24 protein-coding genes are annotated in these 24,911 nt (G+C 74.8%); 13 read left to right on the top strand and 11 right to left on the bottom strand.

Features of this window, described 5'->3' with window-relative positions; genetic code table 11:
• Window positions 1-67 precede the first annotated feature (67 nt).
• Together ACH436_RS13775 and ACH436_RS13770 are read left to right on the top strand one after the other, a co-directional pair.
• On the top strand, window positions 68-2,236 hold the full coding sequence (locus ACH436_RS13775) for a catalase (RefSeq protein ID WP_430560760.1): 2,169 nt from the start codon (window positions 68-70) through the stop codon (window positions 2,234-2,236).
• Window positions 2,237-2,304: 68 nt separating this feature from the next.
• Window positions 2,305-2,799 (top strand): pyridoxamine 5'-phosphate oxidase family protein, encoded by a 495-nt coding sequence (locus ACH436_RS13770; RefSeq protein WP_430560759.1) that lies wholly within the window; start codon window positions 2,305-2,307, stop codon window positions 2,797-2,799.
• Window positions 2,800-2,805: 6 nt separating this feature from the next.
• On the opposite strand, the gene ACH436_RS13765 is transcribed toward ACH436_RS13770, so the two are convergent.
• On the bottom strand, window positions 2,806-3,900 hold the full coding sequence (locus tag ACH436_RS13765) for an RDD family protein (RefSeq protein ID WP_430560758.1): 1,095 nt from the start codon (window positions 3,898-3,900) through the stop codon (window positions 2,806-2,808).
• 59 nt (window positions 3,901-3,959) lie between these two features.
• Complete coding sequence (locus ACH436_RS13760; RefSeq protein ID WP_430560757.1) at window positions 3,960-5,174, bottom strand: PEP/pyruvate-binding domain-containing protein; 1,215 nt, start codon at window positions 5,172-5,174, stop codon at window positions 3,960-3,962.
• Between the two features lie 96 nt (window positions 5,175-5,270).
• Here ACH436_RS13760 and ACH436_RS13755 point away from each other — a divergent pair, with 96 nt between their 5' ends.
• Window positions 5,271-5,681, top strand: coding sequence for a DNA-binding protein (locus ACH436_RS13755; RefSeq protein WP_430560756.1), 411 nt, complete (start codon window positions 5,271-5,273; stop codon window positions 5,679-5,681).
• The gene (locus tag ACH436_RS13750; protein ID WP_430560755.1) at window positions 5,678-6,331 is read left to right on the top strand and encodes a transcriptional regulator; all 654 of its coding nucleotides are present in this window, start codon (window positions 5,678-5,680) and stop codon (window positions 6,329-6,331) included. The genes ACH436_RS13755 and ACH436_RS13750 overlap by 4 nt, the downstream gene beginning before the upstream one ends.
• Window positions 6,332-6,441: 110 nt before the next feature.
• Here ACH436_RS13750 and ACH436_RS13745 read toward each other — a convergent pair whose 3' ends face one another.
• The 4 genes from ACH436_RS13745 to ACH436_RS13730 are packed head-to-tail and all read right to left on the bottom strand — an operon-like array spanning window position 6,442 to window position 10,371.
• Window positions 6,442-7,146, bottom strand: a complete 705-nt coding sequence (locus ACH436_RS13745; protein WP_430560754.1) for a GntR family transcriptional regulator — start codon at window positions 7,144-7,146, stop codon at window positions 6,442-6,444.
• A 21-nt stretch (window positions 7,147-7,167) separates the two neighbouring features.
• Window positions 7,168-8,097: a carbohydrate ABC transporter permease gene (locus ACH436_RS13740; RefSeq protein ID WP_430560753.1), complete on the bottom strand. Its 930-nt coding sequence runs from the start codon at window positions 8,095-8,097 to the stop codon at window positions 7,168-7,170.
• A complete protein-coding gene (locus ACH436_RS13735) occupies window positions 8,094-9,038 on the bottom strand; it encodes a carbohydrate ABC transporter permease (protein ID WP_430560752.1) in 945 nt (314 codons plus the stop codon). The genes ACH436_RS13740 and ACH436_RS13735 overlap by 4 nt, the downstream gene beginning before the upstream one ends.
• Window positions 9,028-10,371: an ABC transporter substrate-binding protein gene (locus ACH436_RS13730; protein WP_430560751.1), complete on the bottom strand. Its 1,344-nt coding sequence runs from the start codon at window positions 10,369-10,371 to the stop codon at window positions 9,028-9,030. The genes ACH436_RS13735 and ACH436_RS13730 overlap by 11 nt, the downstream gene beginning before the upstream one ends.
• Before the next feature lie 241 nt (window positions 10,372-10,612).
• Between ACH436_RS13730 and ACH436_RS13725 the strand changes: the two genes are divergently transcribed.
• From ACH436_RS13725 to ACH436_RS13715, 3 genes are all read left to right on the top strand, one after another.
• Window positions 10,613-11,665 carry a DUF6282 family protein gene (locus tag ACH436_RS13725; RefSeq protein ID WP_430560750.1) on the top strand — a complete coding sequence of 351 codons (1,053 nt, stop codon included), beginning with the start codon at window positions 10,613-10,615 and terminating at the stop codon, window positions 11,663-11,665.
• 29 nt (window positions 11,666-11,694) lie between these two features.
• Window positions 11,695-12,411 carry an aspartate/glutamate racemase family protein gene (locus ACH436_RS13720; RefSeq protein WP_430560749.1) on the top strand — a complete coding sequence of 239 codons (717 nt, stop codon included), beginning with the start codon at window positions 11,695-11,697 and terminating at the stop codon, window positions 12,409-12,411.
• 91 nt (window positions 12,412-12,502) lie between these two features.
• Complete coding sequence (locus ACH436_RS13715) at window positions 12,503-13,252, top strand: SDR family NAD(P)-dependent oxidoreductase (protein ID WP_430560748.1); 750 nt, start codon at window positions 12,503-12,505, stop codon at window positions 13,250-13,252.
• Here the strand turns inward: ACH436_RS13715 and ACH436_RS13710 are convergent.
• Both ACH436_RS13710 and ACH436_RS13705 read right to left on the bottom strand, forming a co-directional pair.
• A complete protein-coding gene (locus ACH436_RS13710) occupies window positions 13,206-13,646 on the bottom strand; it encodes a DMT family transporter (protein ID WP_430560747.1) in 441 nt (146 codons plus the stop codon). The two genes, ACH436_RS13715 and ACH436_RS13710, sit on opposite strands and share 47 nt — an antisense overlap.
• Window position 13,647: 1 nt before the next feature.
• Window positions 13,648-13,962, bottom strand: coding sequence for a DMT family transporter (locus ACH436_RS13705; RefSeq protein WP_430560746.1), 315 nt, complete (start codon window positions 13,960-13,962; stop codon window positions 13,648-13,650).
• Between the two features lie 99 nt (window positions 13,963-14,061).
• Here ACH436_RS13705 and ACH436_RS13700 point away from each other — a divergent pair, with 99 nt between their 5' ends.
• The gene (locus ACH436_RS13700) at window positions 14,062-14,634 is read left to right on the top strand and encodes a TetR/AcrR family transcriptional regulator (RefSeq protein ID WP_430560745.1); all 573 of its coding nucleotides are present in this window, start codon (window positions 14,062-14,064) and stop codon (window positions 14,632-14,634) included.
• 4 nt (window positions 14,635-14,638) lie between these two features.
• Here the strand turns inward: ACH436_RS13700 and ACH436_RS13695 are convergent, their stop codons facing one another.
• On the bottom strand, window positions 14,639-15,601 hold the full coding sequence (locus tag ACH436_RS13695) for a DUF5937 family protein (protein ID WP_430561025.1): 963 nt from the start codon (window positions 15,599-15,601) through the stop codon (window positions 14,639-14,641).
• A gap of 79 nt (window positions 15,602-15,680) precedes the next feature.
• Between ACH436_RS13695 and ACH436_RS13690 the strand changes: the two genes are divergently transcribed.
• The 5 genes from ACH436_RS13690 (at window position 15,681) to ACH436_RS13670 (ending at window position 21,339) form a co-directional block, all read left to right on the top strand.
• The gene (locus ACH436_RS13690) at window positions 15,681-16,961 is read left to right on the top strand and encodes an MFS transporter (protein WP_430560744.1); all 1,281 of its coding nucleotides are present in this window, start codon (window positions 15,681-15,683) and stop codon (window positions 16,959-16,961) included.
• 198 nt (window positions 16,962-17,159) lie between these two features.
• Window positions 17,160-18,128 carry a CorA family divalent cation transporter gene (locus tag ACH436_RS13685; protein ID WP_430560743.1) on the top strand — a complete coding sequence of 323 codons (969 nt, stop codon included), beginning with the start codon at window positions 17,160-17,162 and terminating at the stop codon, window positions 18,126-18,128.
• Between the two features lie 59 nt (window positions 18,129-18,187).
• The gene (locus tag ACH436_RS13680) at window positions 18,188-18,925 is read left to right on the top strand and encodes a response regulator transcription factor (RefSeq protein WP_430560742.1); all 738 of its coding nucleotides are present in this window, start codon (window positions 18,188-18,190) and stop codon (window positions 18,923-18,925) included.
• A 36-nt stretch (window positions 18,926-18,961) separates the two neighbouring features.
• On the top strand, window positions 18,962-20,353 hold the full coding sequence (locus tag ACH436_RS13675) for an ATP-binding protein (RefSeq protein WP_430560741.1): 1,392 nt from the start codon (window positions 18,962-18,964) through the stop codon (window positions 20,351-20,353).
• Window positions 20,350-21,339, top strand: coding sequence for a TAXI family TRAP transporter solute-binding subunit (locus tag ACH436_RS13670; RefSeq protein WP_430560740.1), 990 nt, complete (start codon window positions 20,350-20,352; stop codon window positions 21,337-21,339). The genes ACH436_RS13675 and ACH436_RS13670 overlap by 4 nt, the downstream gene beginning before the upstream one ends.
• Window positions 21,340-21,356: 17 nt before the next feature.
• Here ACH436_RS13670 and galE read toward each other — a convergent pair whose 3' ends face one another.
• Window positions 21,357-22,460, bottom strand: coding sequence for a UDP-glucose 4-epimerase GalE (gene galE, locus ACH436_RS13665; protein WP_430560739.1), 1,104 nt, complete (start codon window positions 22,458-22,460; stop codon window positions 21,357-21,359).
• Between the two features lie 108 nt (window positions 22,461-22,568).
• Window positions 22,569-24,785 carry a HelD family protein gene (locus ACH436_RS13660; protein ID WP_430560738.1) on the bottom strand — a complete coding sequence of 739 codons (2,217 nt, stop codon included), beginning with the start codon at window positions 24,783-24,785 and terminating at the stop codon, window positions 22,569-22,571.
• Between the last annotated feature and the right edge of the window lie 126 nt (window positions 24,786-24,911).

Raw genomic sequence — 24,911 nt, 5'->3', positions numbered from 1 at the left:
GAGGGTGGGGGGACGCCGGCCCGTGAAGGGGCGCGACCGTGTTCCCGACCTGTGGAGGAGACTCCCGATGACCGCGAACGGCACCTCGAACGATGCGCACCAGCCCGTCCCCGGCGGCGTCGTGCCGGGTGCGCCCGCACCTCGTACCGCCGCGCCCGCGCGGCGCGGACCGACCGGCTGCCCGTTCCACCCGGGCGGTGAGGCCGGCGAGGCCGGCGGTGGCCCCGACCCGCGCGCCCAGGCGGGCGACCGGCTGACGACGGCGCAGGGACTCCGGGTCGACGACACCGACCACTCGCTCACGGCGGGCCCGCGCGGCCCGCTGCTGATGGAGGACCACCACTTCCGCGAGAAGATCACGCACTTCGACCACGAGCGGATCCCGGAGCGGGTGGTGCACGCCCGGGGAGCCGGCGCGCACGGCACGTTCCGTGCCTACGGCAACGCGGCGAGCGTCACCCGGGCGGCGTTCCTCGCGGAGGCCGACCGTGAGACGGACGTCTTCGTCCGCTTCTCGACCGTGCTCGGGTCCCGCGGGTCGGCCGACACCGTGCGCGACGTGCGCGGCTTCGCCACGAAGTTCTACACCGACGAGGGCGTCTTCGACCTGGTGGGCAACAACATGCCGGTGTTCTTCATCCAGGACGCCGTGAAGTTCCCGGACATCATCCACGCGGGCAAGCCGCACCCGGACCGGGAGATCCCGCAGGCGCAGAGCGCGCACGACACGTTCTGGGACTTCATCTCCTCGCACACCGAGTCCACCCACATGGCCATGTGGGCGATGTCCGACCGGGGGATCCCGCGCAGCTACCGCACGATGGAGGGCTTCGGCGTGCACACGTTCCGCCTCCAGGCGGCGGACGGGTCGACGTCGCTGGTGAAGTTCCACTGGAAGCCGGTGCTGGGGGTGCACTCGCAGGTGTGGGAGGAGGCGCAGATCACCCAGGGCGCCGACCCCGACTTCCACCGCCGGGACCTGGCGGACGCGATCGACGCCGGGGTGTTCCCGCAGTGGGAGCTGGGCCTGCAGGTCATGCCCGACACCCCGGACGAGACGTTCGAGGGGATCGACCTGCTCGACCCGACCAAGATCGTGCCCGAGGAGCTGTGCCCCGTGCAGCGCGTCGGCGTCATGACGCTGCACGCCAACCCCACGAACTTCTTCGCCGAGACCGAGCAGGTCGCGTTCCACGTCGACCACCTGGTGCCGGGCATCCACGTCACCAACGACCCGCTCATGCAGGGCCGGCTGTTCTCCTACCTGGACACCCAGCTCACGCGGCTCGGCGGCCCCAACTTCGCGCAGCTGCCGATCAACCGCCCGCACGCCCCGGTGAACGACATGCTCCGCGACGGCATGCACCAGACGGCCGTGCACTCCGGCGTCGTCGCCTACAAGCCGAACGGGATCGACGACGACCGGCCGGTGGCGTCGCCCGAGGACGGGTTCGCCACCGTGCCCACGCCCGTGGAGGGCACCAAGGTCCGGGAGAACCCGGTGTCGTTCGCCGACCACTTCACCCAGGCCCGCCTGTTCTGGCTGTCGCTCTCGCCCGTCGAGCAGGCGCACGAGGTCGAGGCGTACACGTTCGAGCTGGGCAAGTGCGCCTCCGACGAGGTCCGTGCCCGCATGCTCGCCAGCCTCGCCCACGTCGACGACGACCTCTCGCGCCGCGTCGCGGTCGGCCTCGGCCTCGAGCCCCCCGAGGCTCCCGAGCCTGCCGACGTGGAGCCGTCACCCGCCCTGTCCCAGCGGCCCTCGGAGCCCGGCCGCGTCGACGGCCGCGTCGTCGGGGTGGTCGTGGCGGACGGCGGCGACCTCGGCGTCGTGGGCGAGCTGCGGTCGGCCCTCGGCGAGGAGGGCGTCGTCGTCCGGGTGGTGGCCGCGCACGGCGGCGAGGTCGTGTCGGGGTCCGCGCGGGAGACCGTGCAGCGGACCCTGCTCACGACGCGATCGGTCGAGTACGACGCGGTCGTCGTCGCCGACGGCACGGCGGGCACGCCCGCGGGGACCGACCCGCGGGTCGTCGTCCTGCTGCAGGAGGCGTTCCGGCACGGCAAGGCGATCGCCGCCGTCGGCACCGGGCGGGACGTCCTCGTGGCCGCCGGGATGCCGGACGGCGCGCCCGGCGTGACGCTCGGCGACCCCGGGGCCGCCCTGGCGCCGACCCTGCGCGACGCGCTCGGGATGCACCGCTCCTGGGAGCGTCTCGCGATGCTCGCCGGAACCTGACCGGCCGCCGACGCATCCTGGACCCGCCGGGCCGACGAGTTCCGTCGGCCCGGCGGGTCTGCCCTGTCATGACCACCACCGGCACTCTCGACGCCCGCTTCAGCGAGGCCACCGCGCCCACGCCCTGGGAGGAGGTGGACGCCGCGCTCACGGCGGCCACCGGCTACCAGCTCGTCACCGTGCGCGCCGACGGGCGCCCGCACGTCACCCCGCTCGTCGGGCTGTGGGTCGACGACGGCTTCGTCTTCTGCACCGGCCCCGACGAGCAGAAGGCCCGCAACCTCGCGCACGGCCCGCACGCGGCGGTGACGATCGCGTCCCCGGCATGGGACTCCGGCCTCGACGTCGTCGTCGAGGGCGTCGTCGTGCGCGCGACCGGCGGGCCCGAGCTGCGCCGGCTCGCCGACGCCTTCCGCGCCAAGTACGGCGACGCCTGGGACTTCGAGAACGACGACGAGTCGTTCGACCCGCACGGCCAGCGCGCGCTCGTCTACCGCGTCGTGCCGGCCAAGGTGATCGCCTTCGCCAAGGCGCCGCACGGGCAGACGACGTTCCGGCCCTGAGGCCCGTCAGTCGGAGAACGGCGGCGTGACCCACGGCCGCGAGGACCGGTCGACCGGTGGGACCGTGCCCGAGCACTCGGCGACCGTCACGCCGCCGGCGTCGACGAGGGCCGACCGCACGGTCCATCCGGCCGGGTCCTCCGCCGTCTCGAGGGAGGCGGACGCGGGCTCGTCGCCGGGCATCGACCACCACGGTCCGTCGGGGCCGAACGGATCGGAGACGGTCTCCCCGGTCCGTACCTCCCCGCCCTCCGGCGAGCGGAGCACGAGCGTGGCCGTGGCGCCGTCCGGCAGGGGCTCGTGCCCGTCCGTGCCTGCGGGGGCGCTCGACCAGGCGACGACCGTGGTCCAGCCCCGCTCGGACAGCCGCCAGATCCCGAGCCGGCTCTCGCCCCTCTCGCTGAACGAGGCGCCCACCTGCGCCAGGTACGGCGCGGTGGGGTCGCTGATGTCGCACGCGGGCTCGGAGGCCGCCATCGTGGTGCCGCCGCCGCTGCCGGGGGTGAGGCTCGCCGCCGCGGCAGCGGCGCAGACCACCAGGGCCACGGCGCCGGTGACGCGCCGGGGCCAGCGCAGCCAGGGCGCCCCCGCGTCGCGGGCGCGGCGGAGCCGGGCGACGAGCGGGTGCGCCTCGGGCGTGGTGGTGCGGACGGCGACGGTGCCGAGCAGCGAGTCCGCGAACGTGCGGCCCTCGCGATGGAAGGCGGCGCGCAGGTAGCCGATCAGCAGGAGCGCGTCGAGGAGGTGCGCGAACCAGCGCAGGACAGTGCCGGGCAGCCCGATCGGCGTGCCCGAGCGGTCGTCGACCACCGAGATCCCCGCCACCCGCTTGCCCGGCGTCATGCCCGTGTACGCCTGGAGGACGGCGAGCACGACCAGCGTGCCCGCCGTCCAGGCCCCGCCGTCCGTCCCGTCGGGGTTGCCCAGGCCGGGCAGCGTCGCGAGCGACGGGCTCGCCCCGGCGGCGAGGAAGGCCACGGACGCCACGATCGAGGAGTCGAGCAGCGTCGCGAGGACGCGTAGACCCCAGGGCGCCGCAGGGCGGTCCGCCGTGAACGGCCCGACGGAGTGGTCGACGCGCGGTGGAGCCGTCGTCGTCATGTCCGGATGGTTCCACGACCGGGCGCCGCCGTCCACGGGCCGTCCAGCCCGTGTCCAGGTCAGGCCGGTCGGACGTCGCCGGCGTCGCCGTCGACGGTGACCCTCCCGGCGTCACGCAGGACGGCCGTCGCATCAGGGACCCCGAGCACCGCGGGCAGGCCCAGCTCCCGCGCGACGATCGCCGCGTGGGAGAGCAGCCCGCCCGTCTCCGTGACGACGGCGGCCACCACGCCGAACAGCGGAGTCCACGCCGGGTCGGTCTCGCGGCACACCAGCACGTCGCCGGGGCGGACGGTGCCGAAGTCGTCCGGCCCGTGCACCACCCGCGCCGGTCCGCTCGCCCGGCCACCGCTCGCCCCCGTGCCCCGCAGCGCGACCACCGAGGTGTTGTGAGCGCGATTTCGGGGACTATTCGGCCGTGAATTGTCCCCGAAATCGCGCTCACAACGCTCGGGCGAGGGGAGGGCGGCGGTGACCGGGCGGGCCTGCAGGAGCCAGATCGTGCCGGCGTCGTCCACCGCCCACTCCACGTCCTGCGGCCCGCCTCGCAGGGCGGCCACCGTCGCGCCGAGGCCGGCGAGGCGCAGCACGGTCTCGTCGTCGAGGCAGGGGCGGTCGCGGTCCGACGCCGGGACGTCGCGGGTGGTGGGACCGCCGGGGGAGAGGTCGACCCGGGTGCGCTTGGACCCGGTCACGCGCTCGACGACGCGGCCGCCGTCGACAGGACCGAGCATGACGGTCCACCGGTCGGGGTCCACGGCGCCCTGCACCACGCTCTCGCCCAGCCCCCACGACGCCTCGACGACGGTGCGCCCGTCGCCCGTGAACAGCACGCCCGCCGCCCGGGCATCGACCATGCGCTGCACGATCACGGACACGTCGGACCGCCCCGGGTCGCCCGCCGTCGCGGCCCGGTAGGCCGTGGCCCGCGGTCCGGTGGCCGAGGCGCGACAGGCCGCGACCGCGTCGACGACGCGCTCCACGGCGGCCACGCCGAGCACTGAGTCGTACTGGCCCGCCGCCGACGCGTGCGCGCCGTCCTCGTCCGCAGCCGACGACCGCACCGCGACGGGCGCGTCCGCCGGGACATCGACCCGGGCCGCGAGGGCCGCCGTCCCGGCGGCGACGGCGTCCGGCAGGTCGGCGTGGGCGATACCGGCGGGCACGACGAACCCGTCCGGGACGGGCAGGCCGGCGCGTCGCAGCGCACCCAGGGCGGCGGCCTTGCCGCCGTGTGCCGGTGTCGCGTCGTCCAGCGGGACCGTGAGGGGCACCACCCACCTCCGTCGTCTCTCGTGGTCGGGCCTGCCGGCCCCGCACCGCCTCAACATCATGTTGACAATGCTTCGTTGATGGTGGACCGTCGCGGGATGGACCGCAAGCCCCACGCCGCAGACCAGGGCGCCGCCGCCGACGAGGCGCGCGCCCGGCGCGTGCTCCTCGAGCTGGGTGCCGACGCGCTCGCGCCCCGGCCCTGGCAGCCGCCGTCCGTGCCGCCGTCGGCGACCGACCTCGTACGCCACTACCTGTGGCGGTCGGCGCGCGGCGAGCTCACGCCCGAGCAGGACGCCGCCGGGGCGCTCGCGGCGCTCGCGCTCGTGCCTGCGGCGCGCGCCGAGGCGGAGCAGCTCGAGACCGCCGCCCTCTTCTCCGCCCGAGGGGCCGGGCACACGTGGGGGCGCATGGCCGGCGCGCTCGGTCTGGGGTCGCCCCAGGCCGTGCAGCAGCGTCTGGACCGGCTGGTCGCACGGTCCGGCGGAGGCGTGGGGGAGGAGCAGTGAGCCGCGCGTCGGAGCCCGAGCTCCTCGTGCTGCACGCCGTGCGCGTGCTCGGCACGGGGGACGACGACGCTGTCGCCGAGCGGTCCGGCGTCGTCGCCGCCGTGGCCCGGGAGCTCCTCCTCGACCTGGAGGCGTCCGGGCACGTGACCTGGGCGGAGTTCGCCGGGGCCGGGGGCTGGTCGCTGACCGAGCGGGGCCGGGGGGAGGACGAGCGCAGGCTCGCCGCCGAGCTGGCCGCCGACCCGACCGGCCGCGCCGCCGCTGTCGTGCACGATGCCCTCACCGCGTTCGCCCCGCTGAACGACCGGCTGCTGCGGGCCTGCACCGACTGGCAGCTGCGGCCCGCCGACGACGGTCGCCTCGGGGTCAACGACCATCGGGACGCGTCGTGGGACGGGCGGGTGCTGGACGAGCTCGCCGCCGCCGTCGACGGCGTGCGTCCGGTGCTCGCCGCCCTGGCGGGCGAGCTCGCCCGGTTCGCCGGGTACGACCGGCGGCTCGACGACGCCCTGGCCGCCGCGCGGGCCGGCGACGGCGCACGGGTGGCGGGGGTGGGTGCGACCTCCGTCCACGGGGTGTGGATGGAGCTGCACGAAGACCTGCTCGCCACCGCCGGGGTGCCGCGCGGGTCGGGCGTCCCGGGGAGCTGAGGCCACGGCCGCGCCCACCCCGACCCGGCTTCGTTCGGCAGTCGTGCGCTTGGTCGGCACCTCCAGGGACCGAACAAGCGCGGGACTGCCGAACGAAGCCGCGGGGGGCGTCAGGATCCGAGGCGGTCGCGCAGCGACGTGATGGACGGCTCCCGACCCGCCTCGATGTGGGTGTACGTCGTCGCCTCCGCGAGCCGCTCGTTCCCGGACCGCACGGTCTCCACGATCTCCCGGTGCTCCCGGCACGCGGTCTCGTGGTCGCGCTGGGCCGTGAGCAGGAACAGCCAGGCCATCCGGCTGGTGAGCCCGCGCATGAGCGCCGAGAGGATCGGGTTGCCGGACGCCTCGACCAGCGCGGCGTGGAAGTCGGCGTTGGCGTCCGCGAAGCCGAGCTCGTTGCTGAGCCGTGTCTGCTCCTCCGACGCGAGCAGCGCGCGCTCGACCAGCTCGAGCGTCCCGTCCCGCCGGGCGATGCGGGCGGCGTGCCCGGCGGCCGCGACCTCGATCGCGAGCCGCGCGTCGAACAGGTGGTGGACGGCGTCCGTCGTCCACGTCGTCACCACGGCGCTGCGACGGGGCAGGGTCGTGATGAGCCCGTCCGACTCGAGGCGGGGCAGCGCCTCGCGCAGGGGGATCCGCGAGACGTCGAGGTCGGTCGCCAGCCGCTGCTCGGGCAGGCGCTCGCCCTGGGCGTACACCCCGGTGATGATGCGGTCGCGCAGCGTCCGGTAGAGCTGGCCCGGCCGGGAGACGACCTGCGGTGCGGGCACCGCGCCCGCAGCGTCGAGGGCGTGGTCCTGGTCGGGGAGTGACACGGTGCTCATGGTATGCCGCCCCTATCGCACGCTGCCGAGGGTCAGCCCGCCCACCCAGTGCCGTTGCAGCGCGAGGAAGGCCACGACGAGCGGGACCAGGGCGATGAGCGACCCGGTGATCACCAGGTTGAACAGCGGTGTCGAGGCGCCCGCCGTCGCCTCGGCGCGCGCGTACCAGTCGGCCAGTCCCACGGTGATCGGGTAGAGCCGGCTGTCCGACAGCATGAGCAAAGGCAGGAAGTAGTTGTTCCAGACGCCGACGAGCGAGAAGACGAGGACCGTGGCGAGCGCGGGGCGCAGGATGTGCAGCGCGACGGACCGGAACGCGCGCAGCTCGCTCGCCCCGTCGAGCCGCGCGGCCTCGAGGAGCTCGTCCGGCACGGCGTCCTGGGCGAAGACCCGGATGAGGTAGACGGCGAACGGGTTCAGCATCGACGGGATGATGACCGCCCACGGCGTGTTGACCAGGCCCACGGTCGACATCAGCAGGTACTGCGGGATCACGAGGGCGGTGAGCGGGATCATCATGACCCCGAGGAGCCCGGCGAACACGAGCCGCTTGCCGGGGAAGTCGTACTTGGCGAAGCCGTACCCGGCCAGGGCGGAGACCACCAGCGACCCGATGCCGCCCCCCACCGTGTAGAGCACGGTGTTGAGGAGCCAGCGGGCGAACGCGCCGCCGTCCTCGGTGAACGTCGCGACGACGTTGTCGACCAGCACGTTCTGCCCGCCGAACCACAGCGCGGACGAGGTGTACAGGTCGGCGTTCGACTTGGTGGCGTTGACCGCCAGCCACCACACGGGCAGCAGGTAGTAGACGATCATCAGCGCCATGACGGCGTAGAGGACGACGACGTTGCGGCCCCGGGACGGGGCGCCCGACGCGCGGGGCGCCCCGGACGTGACCGCGGCCGGCCGGCGGGTGCGGGACGGAGTGACGACGGCGCTCATGACAGGCCACTTCGCTTTCGGGTCAGGCGGAGGAGGACGAACGACGCGACGAAGACGAGGAAGCTCACGGTGAACGAGACCGCCGCCGCGTAGTTGAACTGGGCGTACGAGAACGCCAGGTTGTGGGCGTAGGTGTTCGGCGTGTACGAGGGCACGAAGACGTCCGGCGCCTGGGCACTGAGGATGTTCGGCTCGGTGAAGAGCTGCATCGCGCCGAACACCGACAGCAGCCCGGTGAGGACGAGCGACGAGGCGATCATCGGGATCTTGATCGAGATTGCGAGCCGCAGCGCGCCCGCGCCGTCGACCCGCGCGGCCTGGTAGATCTCCTGCGGGACGCCCTGCAGCGCGGAGTGGATGATGATCATGTTGAACCCCGTCGCCCCCCACACGAGGATGTTGCCGATCGCGCCGAGCCCGGTCGACGGGGTGAGCAGGTTGGTCCCGAGCGGGCCGAAGGTGGGGCTGTACAGGTACCCCCACATGAGGACGGCGACGACGCCGGGGACGGCGTAGGGCAGGAACACGGCCAGTCGGAACGCCTTGGCGTACCGGCCGGAGAAGTGGTCGAGGAGCAGCGCCGCGACGAGCGCCAGGCCCAGCGTCAGCGGGACCTGGACCGCGCCGAGCACGAGGATGCGGCGCAGGCTCCCGAGGAACTCGGGGTCCTGGGCGACCTTGAGGAAGTTGCTCAGCCCGGTGAACTGCGGTCCGCGCGCCAGGGTGTCGGTGTAGAGGCTCATGCGTGCCGCCCAGACGACCGGGACCGCGATGAGGCCGACCATCAGCACCGTGAACGGCGCGACGAACAGCCAGCCGGCCCGGTGCCGCGCGATCGTGGCCGGGCTGCGGTGGGACGCGCGAACGCGTCCCGGTGACGACCCGGAGGGTGTGCCGGGGGACGCGCCGGGGGACGGCCGCGTGGAGGTGCTAGTGGACATCGAACGCCTGCTCCTTCGCGTAGGCCACCACGCGGTCGCGCGTGGCGGGCAGGACGTCCGACCACGAGATCCTGCCGTGCAGCGCGCGGAAGATCTCCTGGTCGAAGGCGTCGCTGAAGTACCGGTCGAACGGTGAGTAGTCGGGGATGACGGCGTTCCTGCCGGACTCGGCGTAGACCTCGTTCACGGCCTGCCCGCCGTAGAAGTCCGACGGGCGTCCGCGGAACTCGTCCGACTCCCGGGTCTCCAGTCGCGCCGGGAACAGCCGCGCCGTCCAGAGCGCCATGTCCCACGCCGTGCGGTCGGCGCCGAACAGGTGGCGGGCCACGTACGCCGCGGCCTCGGGGTCGGCGGTCGTCCTGCTCACCGCGTAGCCGGACCCGCCCCAGCTCCCGGAGACCGTGTCGCCCGCGCTCCACCGCGGGACGGCGGCGACGCGCCAGCCGCCGGCGGTCGAGGCGGCCTTGGTCTCGATCTGCCAGCTGTACCAGCTCGCGGACACGAGCCCCCAGTAGCCGCCGCGAGCGAGCCGCGCGTCCATCTCGGTCGAGAACATCGCCGTCGTGTCGACGGCGCCGGCGTCGATGAGCTCTCCCCAGAACTCCAGGACCCGGTTCCCCGCCTCGGTGTCGACGGTGATCCCGAGCGTCGCCGGGTCGGTGAGGTCGTAGGAGAAGAAGGACCCGCCCGCCTGGGCGACGAGCGCCGCGAACCAGGTCGAGGGGCCCGCGACGGCGAGATAGGCGTCGTCGTCGAGGGTGCGCACCCGGTCGGCCGCGGTGGCGAACGCGTCCCAGTCGGTGGGGACGTCGATGCCGGCCTCGCCCAGCCGGTCGGACTGGTGGAAGAACGTCAGGGGCCCGGAGTCCACCGGGATCGCGTAGACGTGGTCGTGCTGGGCCAGCTGCGCCCAGGCCTGCGGGTCGTAGGTGCCCGCGTCCTCGGCGGCGCCGTACCGGCCCAGGTCGAGCAGATGGTCCTGGACCACGAAGTGGGGGACGAGGCTGAGGTCCGTCATGAAGACGTCGGGGCCGCCGGTCCCGGCGTGCATGGCGGTCATGAACTTCTGGTAGTACTGGCCGATCCCCCAGCCGTTGTCGACCCACCGGACCTGGATGTCGTGGGTCGCGTTGAAGTGTCGGACGAGGTCGGCGTTCATCGACTCGAACCCGCCCCAGACGGTGACGACCTTCCGGCCGTCCGGGCTCTGGGGCGCGCACGCCCCGAGCACCGCCGCGCCGGCGGCGGCCATGCCGCCGAGGAACGCCCGGCGGCTCGGTCCTGCGGGGGCGGACGGCATGACGGCCGACCGCGGTTGGTGCTGTCTACGCATGACGCTCCGTTCAGACTCGTATACAGAATGGCCTGCAACTGCGGCGACATCGCTGTCGCGCCGAGCTGCGCGTCGGCGATGACGCGCTCGTGGAAACGCTGGAAACGTAGATGTAACAACGATCCTGAGTGGCCCGGGGCCACTGTTCCCACTGAAGTGATGGACGAGCGGTGAGCGATACGGTATACAGAACTACAGCGGCCGGCAAGAGGCTGGCCGAAACCGAAAGGACGGGACGTCGATGAACGGAGCCGAGGACTTCTACCGCCGGTCGATGGAGCTGCCCGACGAGCTGCTGGTCGGTGCCATCGACACGCACGTCCACGCGGGGCCGGTGCTGTCGTCGAACCCCGGGCACACCGACCCGATCGAGATCGCGATCGAGGCGCGGTCGGCGGGGATGCGCGCCCTCGTGTACTACGACGTCTTCGGCGGCGCGTCCGGGACGGCGTGGATGGTCAACCGGCACGTCCCCGGGATCCGGACGTACGGCGGGTACCTCATGAACTCCGGGCACGGGGGGATGAACCCCCGCGCGATCAAGACCGCCCTGAACATCGAGGGCGGGTGCCGGATGATCAGCTTCGGGTCCCACTGCACGCACCACCAGGCGTCCCGGGAGTCGACCGTCGTGGACGGCAGGCTCGTCCCGCTGCACGAGGCGTACCCGAGGTTCGCGGAGGAGGAGCTGTCCCGCGCGATCCGCATCCCGACCGACGGCGAGCCCACCGACGAGCTGGCGGAGATCCTGGAGCTGGTCGCGCAGCGCCCCGAGGTGTACCTCAACACCGGCCACGTCGGCCACGACGAGGTGTTCCGGGTGGTCGAGCTCGCGCAGGAGTACGGCATCCGCAAGGTCCTCGTCTCGCACCCGGCGCGCGGCCTGCTCAGCGTCGCCGAGCAGAAGGACCTGGCGTCCCGCGGCGTGTTCCTCGAGGGCGCGCTCGTCGACATCTTCGCGACGGCGGTGCCGCTCACGCACTACTACGTCGAGAAGGAGTACATCGACCGGGGCCACGAGGTGCCGAGGCAGAGCCGGCCCGTGCCGACGTACATGGAGACGCTCCGGGAGGTCGGCCCGCAGCACGTCGTCCTCGGCACCGACTACGGCGTCCGGAACCTCCCGACGGCGGTCCAGGGCATGCGGACCTGGATCACCCTGTTGCTCGACTACGGCTTCACGGTCGAGCAGGTGCGGCAGATGACGTCCGAGAACCCGGCGCGCCTGATCGGCCTGGACGACGACCCCGAGCCCGGCCGCAGCCGCGTCGCGCTGTACCCGGAGCAGTCCTGAACGGACGGCGGGGCGCGGTCGACCGTCCGGTGCGCCTCGCGGTGGTCAACTGCAACACCTCCGAACGGATGACCGCCGAGATCGCGGCGGGTGCCCGGGCGGTGGCCGGGCCGGGCACCGAGATCGTCGCCGTCCAGCCACGGTGGGGCGCGGCGTCCGCCGAGGGGTTCTACGACAGCTACGTCACGGCCGCGGCCGTGCTGGACCGCCTCGCGGAGCTCGACGGCACGGTCGACGGGGTGGTCATGGCGGGCTTCGGCGAGCACGGGCGGGAGGGGGCGCGGGAGCTGCTCGACGTGCCTGTCGTGGACATCACCGAGGCGGCCGCGATGCACGCGATGCTGGTCGGCCACCGGTACGGCGTGGTGACCACGCTGGCCCGGGTGCGGGGTCTCGTCCGCGACAGCCTGCGCACCGCCGGTCTGCACGACCGGTGCGTCGCCGTGGAGGCGACCGACGTCGCCGTCCTCGACGTCGGTGACGACCTGGCCCGCACCGTCGACGCGTTCGTGGCCGCGGGGAACCGTGCCCTGGCCGCGGGCGCCGACGCGATCGTCCTCGGGTGCGCCGGGTTCACGTCGCTCCACGCGGCCCTGCGGGACGCCCTGCCCGTGCCCGTCGTCGACCCGGTCGCCGCGGGGGTCGTGCTGGCCGAGGGGCTGGTGCGCAGCGGTGCATCGACGAGCAGCCAGGGGCCGTACTCGCGGCCACTGGTCAAGGCGCGCACCGCGCGGCCGGTCGGGTGAGCCCCGCCGGCGGGGGAGCGCCCGCCGGCCTCGATAGCATCGGGCGGGGGGCCGACGGGGCCCCTCGCCCGAGCGCGAGGAGTAACGAGGCATGTCGAACGACCAGCGTGTCGCCGTCGTCACCGGAGCCAGCAGCGGGATCGGTGCCGCGAGCGCGCGCGCCCTCGCGGCGGCGGGCTTCCACGTCGTCCTCGGCGCCCGCCGGATGGACCGCCTCGAGCAGGTGGCCGCGGAGACCGGCGGCACCGCGATCCCGCTCGACGTCACGGACGACGCGTCCGTCGCGGCCTTCGCCGCCGGCGTCGACGAGCGGTTCGGGCGGTGCGACCTGCTCGTCAACAACGCCGGCGGCGCGCTCGGGACGGAGTCGGTGGCCGACGCCGACCTCGCCGACTGGCAGCGCATGTACGACATCAACGTGCTCGGCACGGTGCGCGTCACGAAGGCCCTGCTGCCGAGGCTGGTCGCGAGCGGCGACGGCCAGGTCATCACCATCGGCTCCATCGCGGGCCGCGAGCCGTACAAGGGCGGGGCCGGGTACAACGCGGCCAAGCACGCCGAGGCCGCGCTCACGCGGGTGCTGCGCCTGGAGCTGCTCGGCCAGCCGGTGCGGGTCAGCGAGATCGACCCCGGCATGGTGCACACCGACTTCTCCCTGGTGCGCTTCAAGGGCGACCAGGAGAAGGCCGACGCCGTCTACGCCGGGGTCGAGCCGCTCACGGCCGAGGACGTCGCCGAGACGGTGGCGTGGATCGCCACCCGCCCGGCGCACGTCAACGTCGACCAGGTGCTGCTCATGCCCCGTGACCAGGCCGCGGCGCAGGTGGTCCACCGGCGGTGACGTCGCTGTCGGAGGCGGCGTCCTGCGGGGCGTCGTCGTGCCCGACCAGCTTGAGGCCGATGGCGCAGCCGATGATGCCGACGAGGAACAGCGCCTTGAGGAGCGACGCCGTCTCGGTGCCGGTGAGCATCGCCCACGCGACGGTCAGCGCGGCGCCGACGCCGGTCCAGATGGCGTACGCGGTGCCGATGGGGATGTGCTTCGCGGCGTAACCCAGGCCGAGCATGCTCGCCGACAGGGCGACGACGAACACGATCGTGTCGGGCAGCACGGTGAACCCGTGGCTGGCGTGCAGGGCCGTGGCCCAGACGGCCTCGAGGACGGCGCTGGCCAGCAGCACCACCCAGGCCACGGTGGTCACGTTCTTCCTCGTGCCCACGTTCTTGGCGCTCATGTCAGCTCACCACCTTGAGTCCGACGACCGACCCGACAAGGCCGACCAGCAGCAGGGCGCGGGGAACGGTCAGCCGCTCGTCGCCGCGCACGATGGCGACGCCCACGGTGAGCACCGCGCCGATGCCCACCCACACGGCGTAGGCGGTGCCCACCGGGATGGTGAGCATCGCGTGCGCGAGGCCCCACATGCTCAGGGCCAGGCCGACGACGAACACCGCCGTCGGCACCGGCCGCCGGAAGCCGCGCGACGCGGCCAGCGCGGTCGCCCACACGGCCTCCATCACGCCGGCGGCGACGAGGATCAGCCAGTCCACGGCACGTCACTTCCTCTCGGTCGGGATCTGCACAGGTCTTCGCACGATCGTGCGAAGACAGTTCTAGCACACTTCGCACGACTGTGCGAACATAGGGCCGTGCCCCAGAAGCTCGACCGTGACGAACGCCGCCGCCAGGTGTCCGAGGCCGCGTGGCGCGTCCTCGTGCGCGACGGTCTCGAGGCCCTCTCCGTGCGCAACGTGGCCGCCGAGGCCGGGCTGCCGCAGAGCTCCCTGCGCTACACGTTCCCGACCGTGGCGAGCGTGCGGGAGCGGGCCGTCGCCCTGGTCCTGGAGCGGCTGCAGGAGCGGGTCGATGCCGTCGAGGACGGTGACGGCTGGTCGCGCGCCGTGCTGGCGCAGCTCCTCCCGCTCGACGCCGAGCGCCGCACCGAGATGGAGGCGTACCTCGCGCTCGGCACCGCGGCCATGACCGACCCCGCCCTGCGCGACGGCCATCGCGCCGCGCAGGACGCGATCCGCGACGTCTGCGCGCGGGCGCTGGCCGTCCTGGCCGGGGGGCCGCCGTCCGAGGTCGAGGTGCGTGAGCTGCACGCCCTCGTCGACGGGCTGGCGCTGCACGTGGTGCGGCAGGAGCCCGGCGACGACGCCGCGTGGGCGCTCGACGTGCTCGACGCGCACCTGGCGCACCTGGCGCGCGTGGCCGGCTGACCGGTCAGCGGGCCGGGCCCACCAGCGCGTCGCCCACCTCCGAGCGCAGGTACAGCACCGACCGGCCGGAGCGGGCCGAGGTCAGCAGGCCGGCGTCGCGCAGCACGCGCAGGTGCTGGTTCACGGCGCTGGTCGTGACGTCGAGGCGCCGGGCGAGCTCGGTGGACGACGCCGGCCGCTCCAGCGCGGTGAGCAGCCCCGCCCGCGCCCGGCCCAGGACGGCGACCAGCGCGTCGGCGGCGACGTGCTCCTGCGCCTGCCACAGGGTGCCCGTGCCGCGCGCGCCGTACATGATGGCGGGCGGTTCCTCGGGGTCGATCGGGCACGAGGCTCCCCGCGTGAACAGCGTCGGCACCAGGGTGAGCCCGGCGCCCGTGGTGGAGCGCCGGCGCGCCGCCGCCAGCGAGGTGAGCTGCACGCTCACCACCCCGTCGGCGAACGACACCCGCGGCGCCAGGTCCGCGAACATCGCGCCCGCGCCGCGCGCCGAGACCACCGTGCTGCGGTACACGACGTCGGCCTGCAGCACCGCGCGCATCCGCGGCCACACGGGCGCGAGGCAGGCGTCCCAGTAGGCCGTGAGCGCGGCGTCCACCCGGCGGCGCACCCGGGACACCGGGCCCTGCAGCGCGGCCGGGAGGCCGCGGGGGTGCACCACCGCCAGGTCGTGCGCGACGGTCGCGTCGTCGACGGCGGCCACCGCTGCCAGCTCGTCGTCGATGCGGGTCAGCGGGCTGCCGGGCCGCGGCGTGAGGTAGTCCGGCGTCCACAGCGACTCGTTGGTCAGCGCCAGCAGCATCTCGTCGTCGAGCGACGGCCGCGCCTCCTCGACCCGGCGCAGCCACGGCAGGTGCATGGGGTAGCGGCCCGGGTCGCGCCATGCCCGCAGCGACAGGACCAGCTCGTTCATCGGGGAGACGGCGAAGCGGACGTCGGCGAGGTCCATGCCCGCCAGCTCGTAGTGCATCCATCCCACGAGGTGATCCTAGATGTAGGGGAGCGCTACATCCGTTCGTCGTCGGCGACGTGTGCCGCCTACTGGACGCGTGCTCCAGACCCTCCTGCCGCGCGACCCCGTGGCGCGCGCCCTCACCATCTCGACGACGGCTCTCGCCATGTCGAACGGCGTGTTCTACGCGGTGTCCGTCCTGTACTTCACGCGCGTGGTCGGGCTCTCCGCCGGGACGGTCGGGCTCGGCCTGGGGATCGCGGGCGGCGCGGGGGTGCTCGGCGCGTTCCTCGCGGGCCGCTGGTCCGACCGGCTCGGGCCGCACGTCGTGCAGGTGTGGGGCGTCGGCGCGCAGGCGGTGGCCCTCGCCGCCTACTCGTTCACCGGGGACGCCGTGAGCTTCACGCTCGCCGCCATCGTCGCCGTCGGAGCGCGCGGCGTGCACTCGACCGCGCGGCAGGCCCTCCTCGCGCGCTGGTTCACCGGGCCCGAGCGGGTCGACGTGCGGGCGCGGCTGCGCGTCGTCATGAACGTGTTCATCGGGGTGGGCACGCTCGCCGCCGCGGTGGCGCTCCTGGCGGACACCGCGCTCGCGTACCGCACGGCGATGGTCGCGACGGCGGTGCTGCTGCTCGGCGCGGTCGTGCCGCTCGTCCTGCTCCCGCGTCGCGTGCCCGAGCTGGGGGAGCGGCTGCGTGCCGACGCGCCCGCCCCGGTGGCGAGCGCCGACGCCCCGGCGCCGGTCGCCGCCGCACCGCACCCCCTGCGCGACCGCACGTACGTCGCCAGCGTCGTGCTCAACGCCGTCGTGGCCATGCAGTTCGGTGTCATGACGGTGGGCGTGCCGCTGTGGGTCGCGACCACCGACGCGCCGACCGCCGTCGTCTCCGCGCTGCTCGTGGTCAACACCGTGCTGGTGGCGCTGCTGCAGGTGCGGGCGTCGCGGGGCACGCACGACGTGCGGGCGGCGGGGCGTGCCGTGCGCCGCGGCGCCGTGCTCCTCGCCGCCGCGTGCGTGCTCTACGCGGCGGCCGGGTACGGCAGCCTCGTCGCCGCCACCGCCCTGCTGGTGCTCGCCGCCGTCGCGCACTCGCTCGGCGAGGTGCTGTCCGAGGCGGGCGGCTGGGGCATGGCGTTCGAGCTGGCCGACCCGCGCCGCGCCGGCGCCTACCAGGGCCTGTCGCAGACCGGTTACGCCCTCGCCGGCATGGCGGCGCCCGTCGTCGTCACCGCCCTGCCCATCCGGTACGGCACCCCCGGCTGGCTCGCGCTCGGCGGGATCTTCGTCGTCGCCGGTGCGGGTGCGGCGTGGGTCGCGCGCCGGGCCGCCGACGCGCGGCCCGAGCCGGCTCCGCAGGACGTGCCGGTCGGAGCCTGACGCTCGCGGTGTGACGGTCGGCGCGGCAGTTTTGGCTCACGTCGGCAGTTCGAACTGCCGACGCGAACGCGAACTGCCGCCGCGAACGCGAACTGCCGCCGCGAACGCGAACTGCCGCCGCGAACGCGAACTGCCGCCGTGACGCGGGCGGGAGGCCGTCGCCGTGCCGTTCGGCCCGGTTCGTCCGAGAATGCGGGAGTGACGGACGAGGAGACGGCGGGAGAGTGGTTCGTCGGCCCGCACGGCGCGCCGGCCGACGCGCCGGACGGCGACCACCCGGCGCGCTGGCGCCACGTCACGGACAAGGAGTCGTTCCTCGCCGCGGCGGGCGAGATCGACCCCGGGCTGCGGGAGCGGCTCGGGCACGTCCATCTCTCCGCGGGGGACGTGCCGAGACGGCCGGTGGCCGCGGTGCGCTGGCTCGACGACGACTGGGTCGCGGTGCTCACGCCGACGGTCTGGTTCACCGAGGACGACCGGCAGGTGCACACGGGTGAGCTGGGGGTCCTCGCCGGCCCGGACGCCGTGCTCAGCTTCGAGACCGGCCGGGCGAGGGTGCACGCCCACGCGCTCGACCGGCTGCGTGGCCCCGGCCCGACGCACGGGTCGGGAGCGCAGCGCGTGGCGCTCGCCGTCGTGCTGGGCCTGGTGGGCGTCGCGTCGGAGGTCGAGGTGGCGCTGGGCGACGCCGTCGCCGACGCCGAGCGCGTCGTCTTCGACCGGACGACGGCGGACCCGGTGCAGCGCCTCTACGACCTCAAGCGAGAGATCACGGAGGCACGGCGGGCGCTGCTGCCGGTGGCGGCGGAGCTGCCCGAGCTCACCACCGACGGGCGGCGCGTCGTCGCCGACCGGCGCGCGCTGGAACGCGTGGCGTCCACGGTCGAACGCATCGACCGGCACCTCGACGCCCACGACGACCTGCTCTCCGACATGCTGCAGGTGCACCTGTCGCAGGTGTCGGTGCGGCAGAACGAGGACATGCGCAAGATCTCGGCGTGGGCGGCGATCCTCGTCTACCCCACCGTCGTCGCGGGGATCTACGGCATGAACTTCGCGCACATGCCGGAGCTGCACTGGCTGCTCGGCTACCCGTTCGCGCTCGTGCTCATGGTGGTCGGCTGCGTGGTGCTCTTCCGCGTCTTCCGGCGCGTGGGCTGGCTCTGACCACCGGTAGCGGCTCCGCTACCCTGTGCGCTCCAGGCGCCCGACGGAGGGACGATCCCGTGCAGCTGCTCGTGGTCGAGGACGACGACCATGTCGCCGGCGCGCTCGTGTCCGTGCTCGGACGGCACGGCTACGAGGTGGTCCGTGCGCGCGACGGCGCGTCCGCGCTGCGCGAGCTGAGCCCGCGCACCGACATGGTGCTGCTCGACCTGTCCCTGCCCGACATCGACGGGTTCGAGGTCTGCCGGCGCATCCGCCGCGTCTCCGACACCCCGATCATCATGGTCACCGCCCGGACCCGGCTCGACGCGCGCATCCGCGGCCTCGAGCTCGGCGCCGACGACTACGTGACCAAGCCGTACGACGTGCGCGAGGTGCTCGCCCGGATCGACGCCGTGATGCGCCGCGGCCGCGGCCGCGAGTGGGACGACGCCCGCCCCGGTGCCGCCGACGCGCGCGTCCGGGTGCGCGGCCTCGTCGTGGACCTCGCGCGGCGCGAGGTGCGACGCACGAGCGACCGGGTGGGCGGCGCCGTCGACGCGGTCGTCGAGCTGACCCGCAAGGAGTTCGACCTGCTCGCCCTGCTGGTGCGCCAGCAGGGCTCCGTCCTCACGCGCGAGCGGATCCTGCGCGACGTGTGGGGCTCCAGCTGGAAGGGCCTGGGCCGCACGCTCGAGGTGCACGTCGCGTCCCTGCGCCGCAAGCTCGGCGAGCCCGACGTCGTGGAGACGGTGCGCGGCGTCGGCTACCGGGTGGCGGCGCCCGACGGCGGTGGTCCCACGGGCGCGGGGGCGTAGGCGCCGATGCGGACCCGGCTGGCGATCATCTTGTTCGTGCCCTGCGTGCTCGTGCTGGCGCTGCTCGGCACCGCCTACGCGGGCAACGTCGCGCGGGCGAACCAGCAGGCGGTCTACCTCGACCGGCTCGCCGACGCGGGGTACCTCGTCATCACGGCCCGGCAGTCGCTCACGGTCGACGACCCGGCGATCGTCCAGGGCGACCTGGACCGCTACCGCGAGGTGTACGGGGTGGCGGCGGCCGTCGTCGACCAGTCGGGGGCCACGTGGGCCACGAACGGCATCGACCCGCAGGGGGTCGACGAGCGGCACGCGGCGCTCGCGGGCCGTCGCGGCGAGGCGGACCTCAGCTCGCTGCCCTGGGAGGCCGAGCGGGTGGTCGTGGCCGAGCCCGTGTACGACGGCGGCGACCTGGTGGGCGCCGTCGTCACCGTGTCCGACGCGGAGGAGGTCTCCCGCAGCATCTGGTCGAGCTGGGGCCTGCTCGTCGCGGCGGGCGCGGCGATGTGCGTGCTGGCCGTCGTCATCGCGCACCGCACCGCGGGCTGGGTGCTGCGGCCGGTGCGCGCCGTCGACACGGCGATGGGCGAGATCGGGCGCGGGCGGCTCGACGCCCGCATCCCCCCGTCCACGGGCCCGCCCGAGCTCCGCGAGGTGGTCACCCGGTTCAACGCGATGGCCGGCCAGGTGGAGCACTCCATGCACCGCCAGCAGGAGTTCGTCTCGAACGCGTCGCACGAGCTGCGCAACCCCCTCAACGCGCTCATGCTGCGCGTCGAGGACCTGGCGTTGTCGACGCCGCCCGAGCACGCCACCGAGGTGGCGCACGTCCGCGCCGAGGCGATCCGCATGGCGCACATCCTCGACGCCCTGCTGCTCCTGGCCGACGACGCCAACCTGGCCGCCGGTGCGCACCCGCTGGACGTCGCCGAGCTCGTCGCGCGGCGGGTGGACAGCTGGCGGCTGCTCGCAGTCGGGCGGGAGCTCACCTTCGACCGCGGCGACGACGGGCACGACGGCGCCGCCTGGGCCGAGCTGAACCCGATCGTGCTCGAGTGCGCGTTCGACGCCGTCCTCGACAACGCGGTGAAGTTCTCGCCCGACGGCGGCCGCGTCGACGTCACGGTCACCGCGGCGAGCGGGCCCGACGGCGGCGCGGTCGAGGTGGTCGTGCGCGACCACGGCGCGGGCGTCCCGCCCGAGGAGCTGGACCGCCTCGCCGAGCGATTCTGGCGCTCTCCCGGCCACAGCACCGTGCGGGGTTCCGGGCTCGGCCTGGCGATCGCCTCGGAGCTGCTCGCCACGGGCGGGGGCGGGCTGCGCCTGGGCCTGCCGGACGGCGGCGGGCTGGAGGTGCGCCTGCGGGTGCCCGGGCTCGCCGCGGGCTCCGGCGCGCCCGTCGACGCCGGGGTGGAGGCGACGTCGTGACGGCGGCGCGCAAGGGGGCGGCACGGCTCGCGGGGCTGCTGGTCGCGGCGCTGGTCGCGCTGCCGGTCCTGGCGGGGTGCGTCGGCGACGACACGGCGGGCGACCCGTGGGACGGGCAGCGCCCCGACGCGCTCACCGTGGCGACCGGCGGCTCCACCGGCATCTACCACGCCTACGGGACGGCGCTGGCCCAGGTGGTCGAGGACCGGTACGACCTGCCGGTCGAGGTCGTCGGGTCGGGCGGGTCGGTGGAGAACCTCGAGAGCCTCGAGGCGGGCAGGGCGCAGGTGGCGTTCAGCGCCGCGGACGCCGCCCGGGACGCCGTCGCGGGGGACGGCGAGTTCGACCAGCCGCTCCAGGTGCGCGCCCTGGCCCGCGTCTACGACGACTTCCTGCACCTGGTCGTGCCGGCCGGCTCGAGGATCCGCACCATCGACGACCTCCGGGGCAAGGAGGTCTCCCTCGGGGCGCCGCAGTCCGGCACGGCCCTCATCGCGCACCGGCTGCTCGCGGCGGCCGACGTCCCCGCCGAGGACCTCACCGACGTCCGCCTCGGCCTGGACGGCTCGATCGACGCGCTGCGGGCGGGGGAGATCGACGCGTTCTTCTGGTCCGGAGGGCTGCGCACCCCGGGCCTGACGGCGCTCGCCGACGAGGTGCCGGTGCGCCTGGTGCCCCTCGGGGACCTGGTGGAGGCGGTGCGGTCCCGGTACGGCAGCGGCTACCGGCACGGCATCGTGCCCGAGGGGATGTACGGGTCGTCGAAGGTCGTCGAGACCCTGGCGGTGCCGAACTTCCTCATGGTGCGCGCCGACATGCCCGAGGCCGAGGCCCGGACCCTGGTGTCCACCCTGTTCGACGCGCGGGCGCAGATCGCGGCGCAGGTGCCGTCGGCGGCCAACCTCGACCGGGTGCGGGCGATCTTCACCGACCCGGTCGAGCTGCACCCCGGGGCGCTGCGGTACTACCGGGACACGAAGGACTGACCGCTCGCGGGCCCGGCCTACCAGGCCGCGGCCGCCGGCACGGCGGAGACGAGACGCAGGCGGTGGCCCACGCCGCCGCGCCACGGGGCGGAGGGGGCGAGCGACGTGGGGTACCCGGCGGGGTTGCGCTGGTGCCAGCGCCACAGGTCCAGGCAGATGTCCTCGATGCCGCGCGAGGCGCTCCAGCCCAGCTCCGCCTCCGCGCGGGCCGGGTCGGCGTACGACACGGCGACGTCGCCCTCCCGGCGGCCGGCCACGCGGTACGGGACGGTGCGGCCGGTGGCGGACTCGAAGGCGCGGACCAGCTCGAGCACGCTGGTGGGGCGCCCGCTGCCGAGGTTCCAGGTGGACAGCTGCTCATCGGCGTCGCCGAGCGCCGCCAGGGCGGCGACGTGGCCGGCGGCCAGGTCGTCCACGTGCACGTAGTCGCGCATGGTCGTGCCGTCGGGGGTCGGGTGGTCGGCGCCGTACACCTCGAGCCCGTCGCGCAGCCCGGCGGCGGCCTCCGCGACGGCGGTGAGCAGGCTCGCGGACGCGCCCGTGCGGTCGGGGCCGAGCGAGCCCGAGGGGTGGGCGCCCGCGGCGGAGAAGTGCCGCACCACGCCCACCCGCAGGGCGGGCCCGGCGTCGGCCACGACGTCGCGCAGGATCTGCTCGTTCATCGCGTGGCTGCGGCCCACCGGGCCGGTGGGCGCGAGCGGCGCATCCTCCGCGTGGGGCAGGTCGCGGCCCTCGCCGTAGACGGCGGCGGACGACGACACGACGAGGCGGTCGACGCCGTACCAGGCCATGCAGCGCAGCAGGGTGAACGTCGTGCCGAGGTTGGTCTCGTAGCTGTCGAGCGGTCGGACGCCGCGCGCGCTCGGGCTCTTGATGCCGGCGAGGTGCAGCACGGCGTCGAAACCCTCGGCGTCGAAGAGGCGCTCGAGGGCGTCGATGTCCGCCCCGTCGAAGACGTGCACCGGCACGGGCCGCCCCGCCAGGTTCTCGACCCGTTCCAGGGCCGCCGGTGCGCCCCGGGAGAAGTCGTCCACCACGACGACGTCGTGCCCGGCCGCGAGCAGCCGGAGCACCGTGTGAGACCCGACGTACCCGGCGCCTCCGGTCACCAGGACGCGCATGGGAGTTCCTCGCTTCACTGGTCGCGGCGGGCGGTGTCGCGTCGTCATCCTCGTGGCCCGTGCGCCGTGCCCGCAGGTGATTTGAGGAAGGTCAGAGGGTGCGAACCGTCACCGCGACGGCACGGGCCCGTCGGCGGGCGGCGCCGGGACGGTCACCTGCGCCAGCTCCTGCGTGCACCGGGTGAGGGCCACGTACAGCCCGTTCCAGCCGCGCGGCTCGGCGGCGATGCCGTCCGGGTCGACCACGACGGCGGCGTCCCACTCGAGGCCCTTCGCGTCCGTCGCGGTGAGCGCGGGCACGCCGTCCGGGAGGACGTCGCGCAGCGCGGCGAGCCGGGACGCGGGCGCGACCACGCCGACCGTGCCGCCGTCGTACCGCGCGCCCATCCCGGCGACGATCCCGGCGACGGTCCCCGGCCAGGCGGCGCCGACGGCCTCGACCCGCCACGGGGCGACCGGCGCGGAGCGGACTGCGCGCGGCGGGTCGTTGCGGCTGCCCGCCCGGCGCAGCACGGGGACGGTGAGCTCCATGACCTCGCGGGGGGTGCGGTAGCAGATCGTCAGGTCGGCCCGGCGCCAGCGGTCGCCGAGCGCGTCGCCGACGGCCTCGGCCCAGTCGGTCTGCCGGTGCGCCGACGACGCCTGGTCGATGTCGCCGACGGCGGTGACCGACCGGGTGGGGCAGCGTCGCACCACCATGTGCCACTGCATGCCGGAGAGCTCCTGCGCCTCGTCCACCACCACGTGCCCGTAGGTCCAGTCCCGGCGGGCGGCGGCCCGCGCGGCGACGAAGACGCCCTCGACGTCGGGCGCCCGGCCCGGGGCGACGGCCGCCGTGGTCTCCTCGGGGTCGCCGAGCAGGTCGGCGAGGGCGTCGAGGAGCGGGACGTCGCTGCTCGCCCACCCGTCCGTGCCTCCGGCCGGCTCGGCGGCGACGAGCGCCACCTCGGCGGCCGTGAGGTCCGAGGCGTGCCCGGCCAGGAGCTCGGTGTCGTGCAGCAGCCGGGCGAGCTCCGCGGCCGGGTCGCGGCGCGGCCACCAGGCGTCGAGCGACGCGGCGACCCCGCGGTCGGCGGCGACGCGGTCGCGCAGCGCCTCGAGGTCGGACTCGGACAGCACGCCGTCGACGTCGGAGCCGGTCGCGCCGGTGGGCAGCGCGCGGTCGTCGGCGGCGGCGAGCCGTGCGTCGAGCTGGCCCAGCACGTCCTCGAACCCTTCCTCGGCGCGGGCGAGCAGCTCGGCCTGGCGGTCGGCGACGGCGTCGACGAGGAGGTCGTGCAGGCGCTCGACCACCCGGTCGCGGGCGCGGTGGTACGAGCCGGCCCCTGCCGCGCCGCGGCGCGCGGTGGCCACCTGGGCCGCCGTCAGGACGTGCTCCTCGCCGTCGAGCACCAGGGCGAGCGGTCCGTCGGCAGGCTCGAGCGACGCGACGAACCGGCGCAGCGCCGGGAGCCAGGACGACCGCCCCTTGAGCTCCGCGACGGCGCGCCCCTCGGCGCGCGCGGGCCGCACCCCCGGCACGAGGGTGTCGCACGTGGCGGAGACGACCGCCGTCTCGCCGAGCGCCGGGAGCACCTGCGCGATGTAGTCGAGGAAGCGCGTCGACGGCCCCAGCACGAGCACGCCCCGCTCCGCCAGGTGCGGCTGCGCGAACAGCAGGTAGGCGACGCGGTGCAGCGCCACCACGGTCTTGCCGGTGCCCGGGCCGCCCTGCACCACCAGGGGCGTGCGGGTGTCCGCGCGCACGACGTCGTCCTGCTCGCGCTGCAGGGTGGCGACGGCGGTGCCCATCCGGCCGGTGCGGCGCTCGTCGAGCGCGGCGAGCAGCGCGCCCTCGCCGACCAGCCCGGAGTCGTCGAGACCGCCGTCGAGCGGTTCGTCGTCGACGCCGACCACCTGCGCCCCCCGGGTGCGCACGTGGCGCCGGCGACGCACGCCCTGCGGGTCCACCGGGGTGGCGGTGTAGAACGGGCGTGCGGCGGCGGCCCGCCAGTCCACGACCAGCGGCTCGTCGTCCTCCGTCGCGCCGGGCAGCCCGACGCGACCGAGGCGTCGCACCGCGCCGTCGTCGGCGTCGAGCCGGCCGAAGACCAGGCCGTGGTCCGCCGCCTGCACCTCCGCGCGTCGCGTCCGCAGTTGCGCGACCCGCGCGCGGGCCGCGACGTCCTCGGGACGCGTGGTGGCCAGCGTGTGCTCCAGGTCCTCGAGTATCGCGGCGCGTCGTGACCACGCGGCGTCGAGGGCGGCCTGCTCCTCCTCGATCGCGTCGGCGGCGACGCGATCGAGTGCCGTGGCGGGGGTGTGCGGGGAGGTGGGCTGGGGCACGGAACCTCGTTTCGTACGGTGTACGGGCCCTGCCGCAACGCGCCGCCCCGCGCGATTGTTCCCGCCCCCACCCGCCCCGTGTGCCGAACAGGCGGTTGACACCCTTATGAGGCGGCGAGCAGCTCG

Origin of the sequence: Isoptericola sp. NPDC019693 (assembly GCF_044389085.1) — a bacterium.
Classification (GTDB): Bacteria; Actinomycetota; Actinomycetes; order Actinomycetales; family Cellulomonadaceae; genus Isoptericola.
Note: the sequence above shows the minus strand (reverse complement) of the source record. Positions and strands in the feature narration are given on the sequence as shown.

Bases quoted from the DNA above. Each gene is read 5' to 3' on its own strand.
- ACH436_RS13765 (WP_430560758.1), bottom strand. From the start codon at position 3,900: ATGACGACGACGGCTCCACCGCGCGTCGACCACTCCGTCGGGCCGTTC.
- ACH436_RS13730 (WP_430560751.1), bottom strand. From the start codon at position 10,371: ATGCGTAGACAGCACCAACCGCGGTCGGCCGTCATGCCGTCCGCCCCC.
- ACH436_RS13695 (WP_430561025.1), bottom strand. From the start codon at position 15,601: ATGCACTACGAGCTGGCGGGCATGGACCTCGCCGACGTCCGCTTCGCC.
- ACH436_RS13725 (WP_430560750.1), top strand. From the start codon at position 10,613: ATGAACGGAGCCGAGGACTTCTACCGCCGGTCGATGGAGCTGCCCGAC.
- ACH436_RS13755 (WP_430560756.1), top strand. From the start codon at position 5,271: ATGGACCGCAAGCCCCACGCCGCAGACCAGGGCGCCGCCGCCGACGAG.
- galE (WP_430560739.1), bottom strand. From the start codon at position 22,460: ATGCGCGTCCTGGTGACCGGAGGCGCCGGGTACGTCGGGTCTCACACG.
- ACH436_RS13740 (WP_430560753.1), bottom strand. From the start codon at position 8,097: ATGAGCGCCGTCGTCACTCCGTCCCGCACCCGCCGGCCGGCCGCGGTC.
- ACH436_RS13775 (WP_430560760.1), top strand. From the start codon at position 68: ATGACCGCGAACGGCACCTCGAACGATGCGCACCAGCCCGTCCCCGGC.
- ACH436_RS13735 (WP_430560752.1), bottom strand. From the start codon at position 9,038: ATGTCCACTAGCACCTCCACGCGGCCGTCCCCCGGCGCGTCCCCCGGC.
- ACH436_RS13715 (WP_430560748.1), top strand. From the start codon at position 12,503: ATGTCGAACGACCAGCGTGTCGCCGTCGTCACCGGAGCCAGCAGCGGG.
- ACH436_RS13710 (WP_430560747.1), bottom strand. From the start codon at position 13,646: ATGAGCGCCAAGAACGTGGGCACGAGGAAGAACGTGACCACCGTGGCC.
- ACH436_RS13770 (WP_430560759.1), top strand. From the start codon at position 2,305: ATGACCACCACCGGCACTCTCGACGCCCGCTTCAGCGAGGCCACCGCG.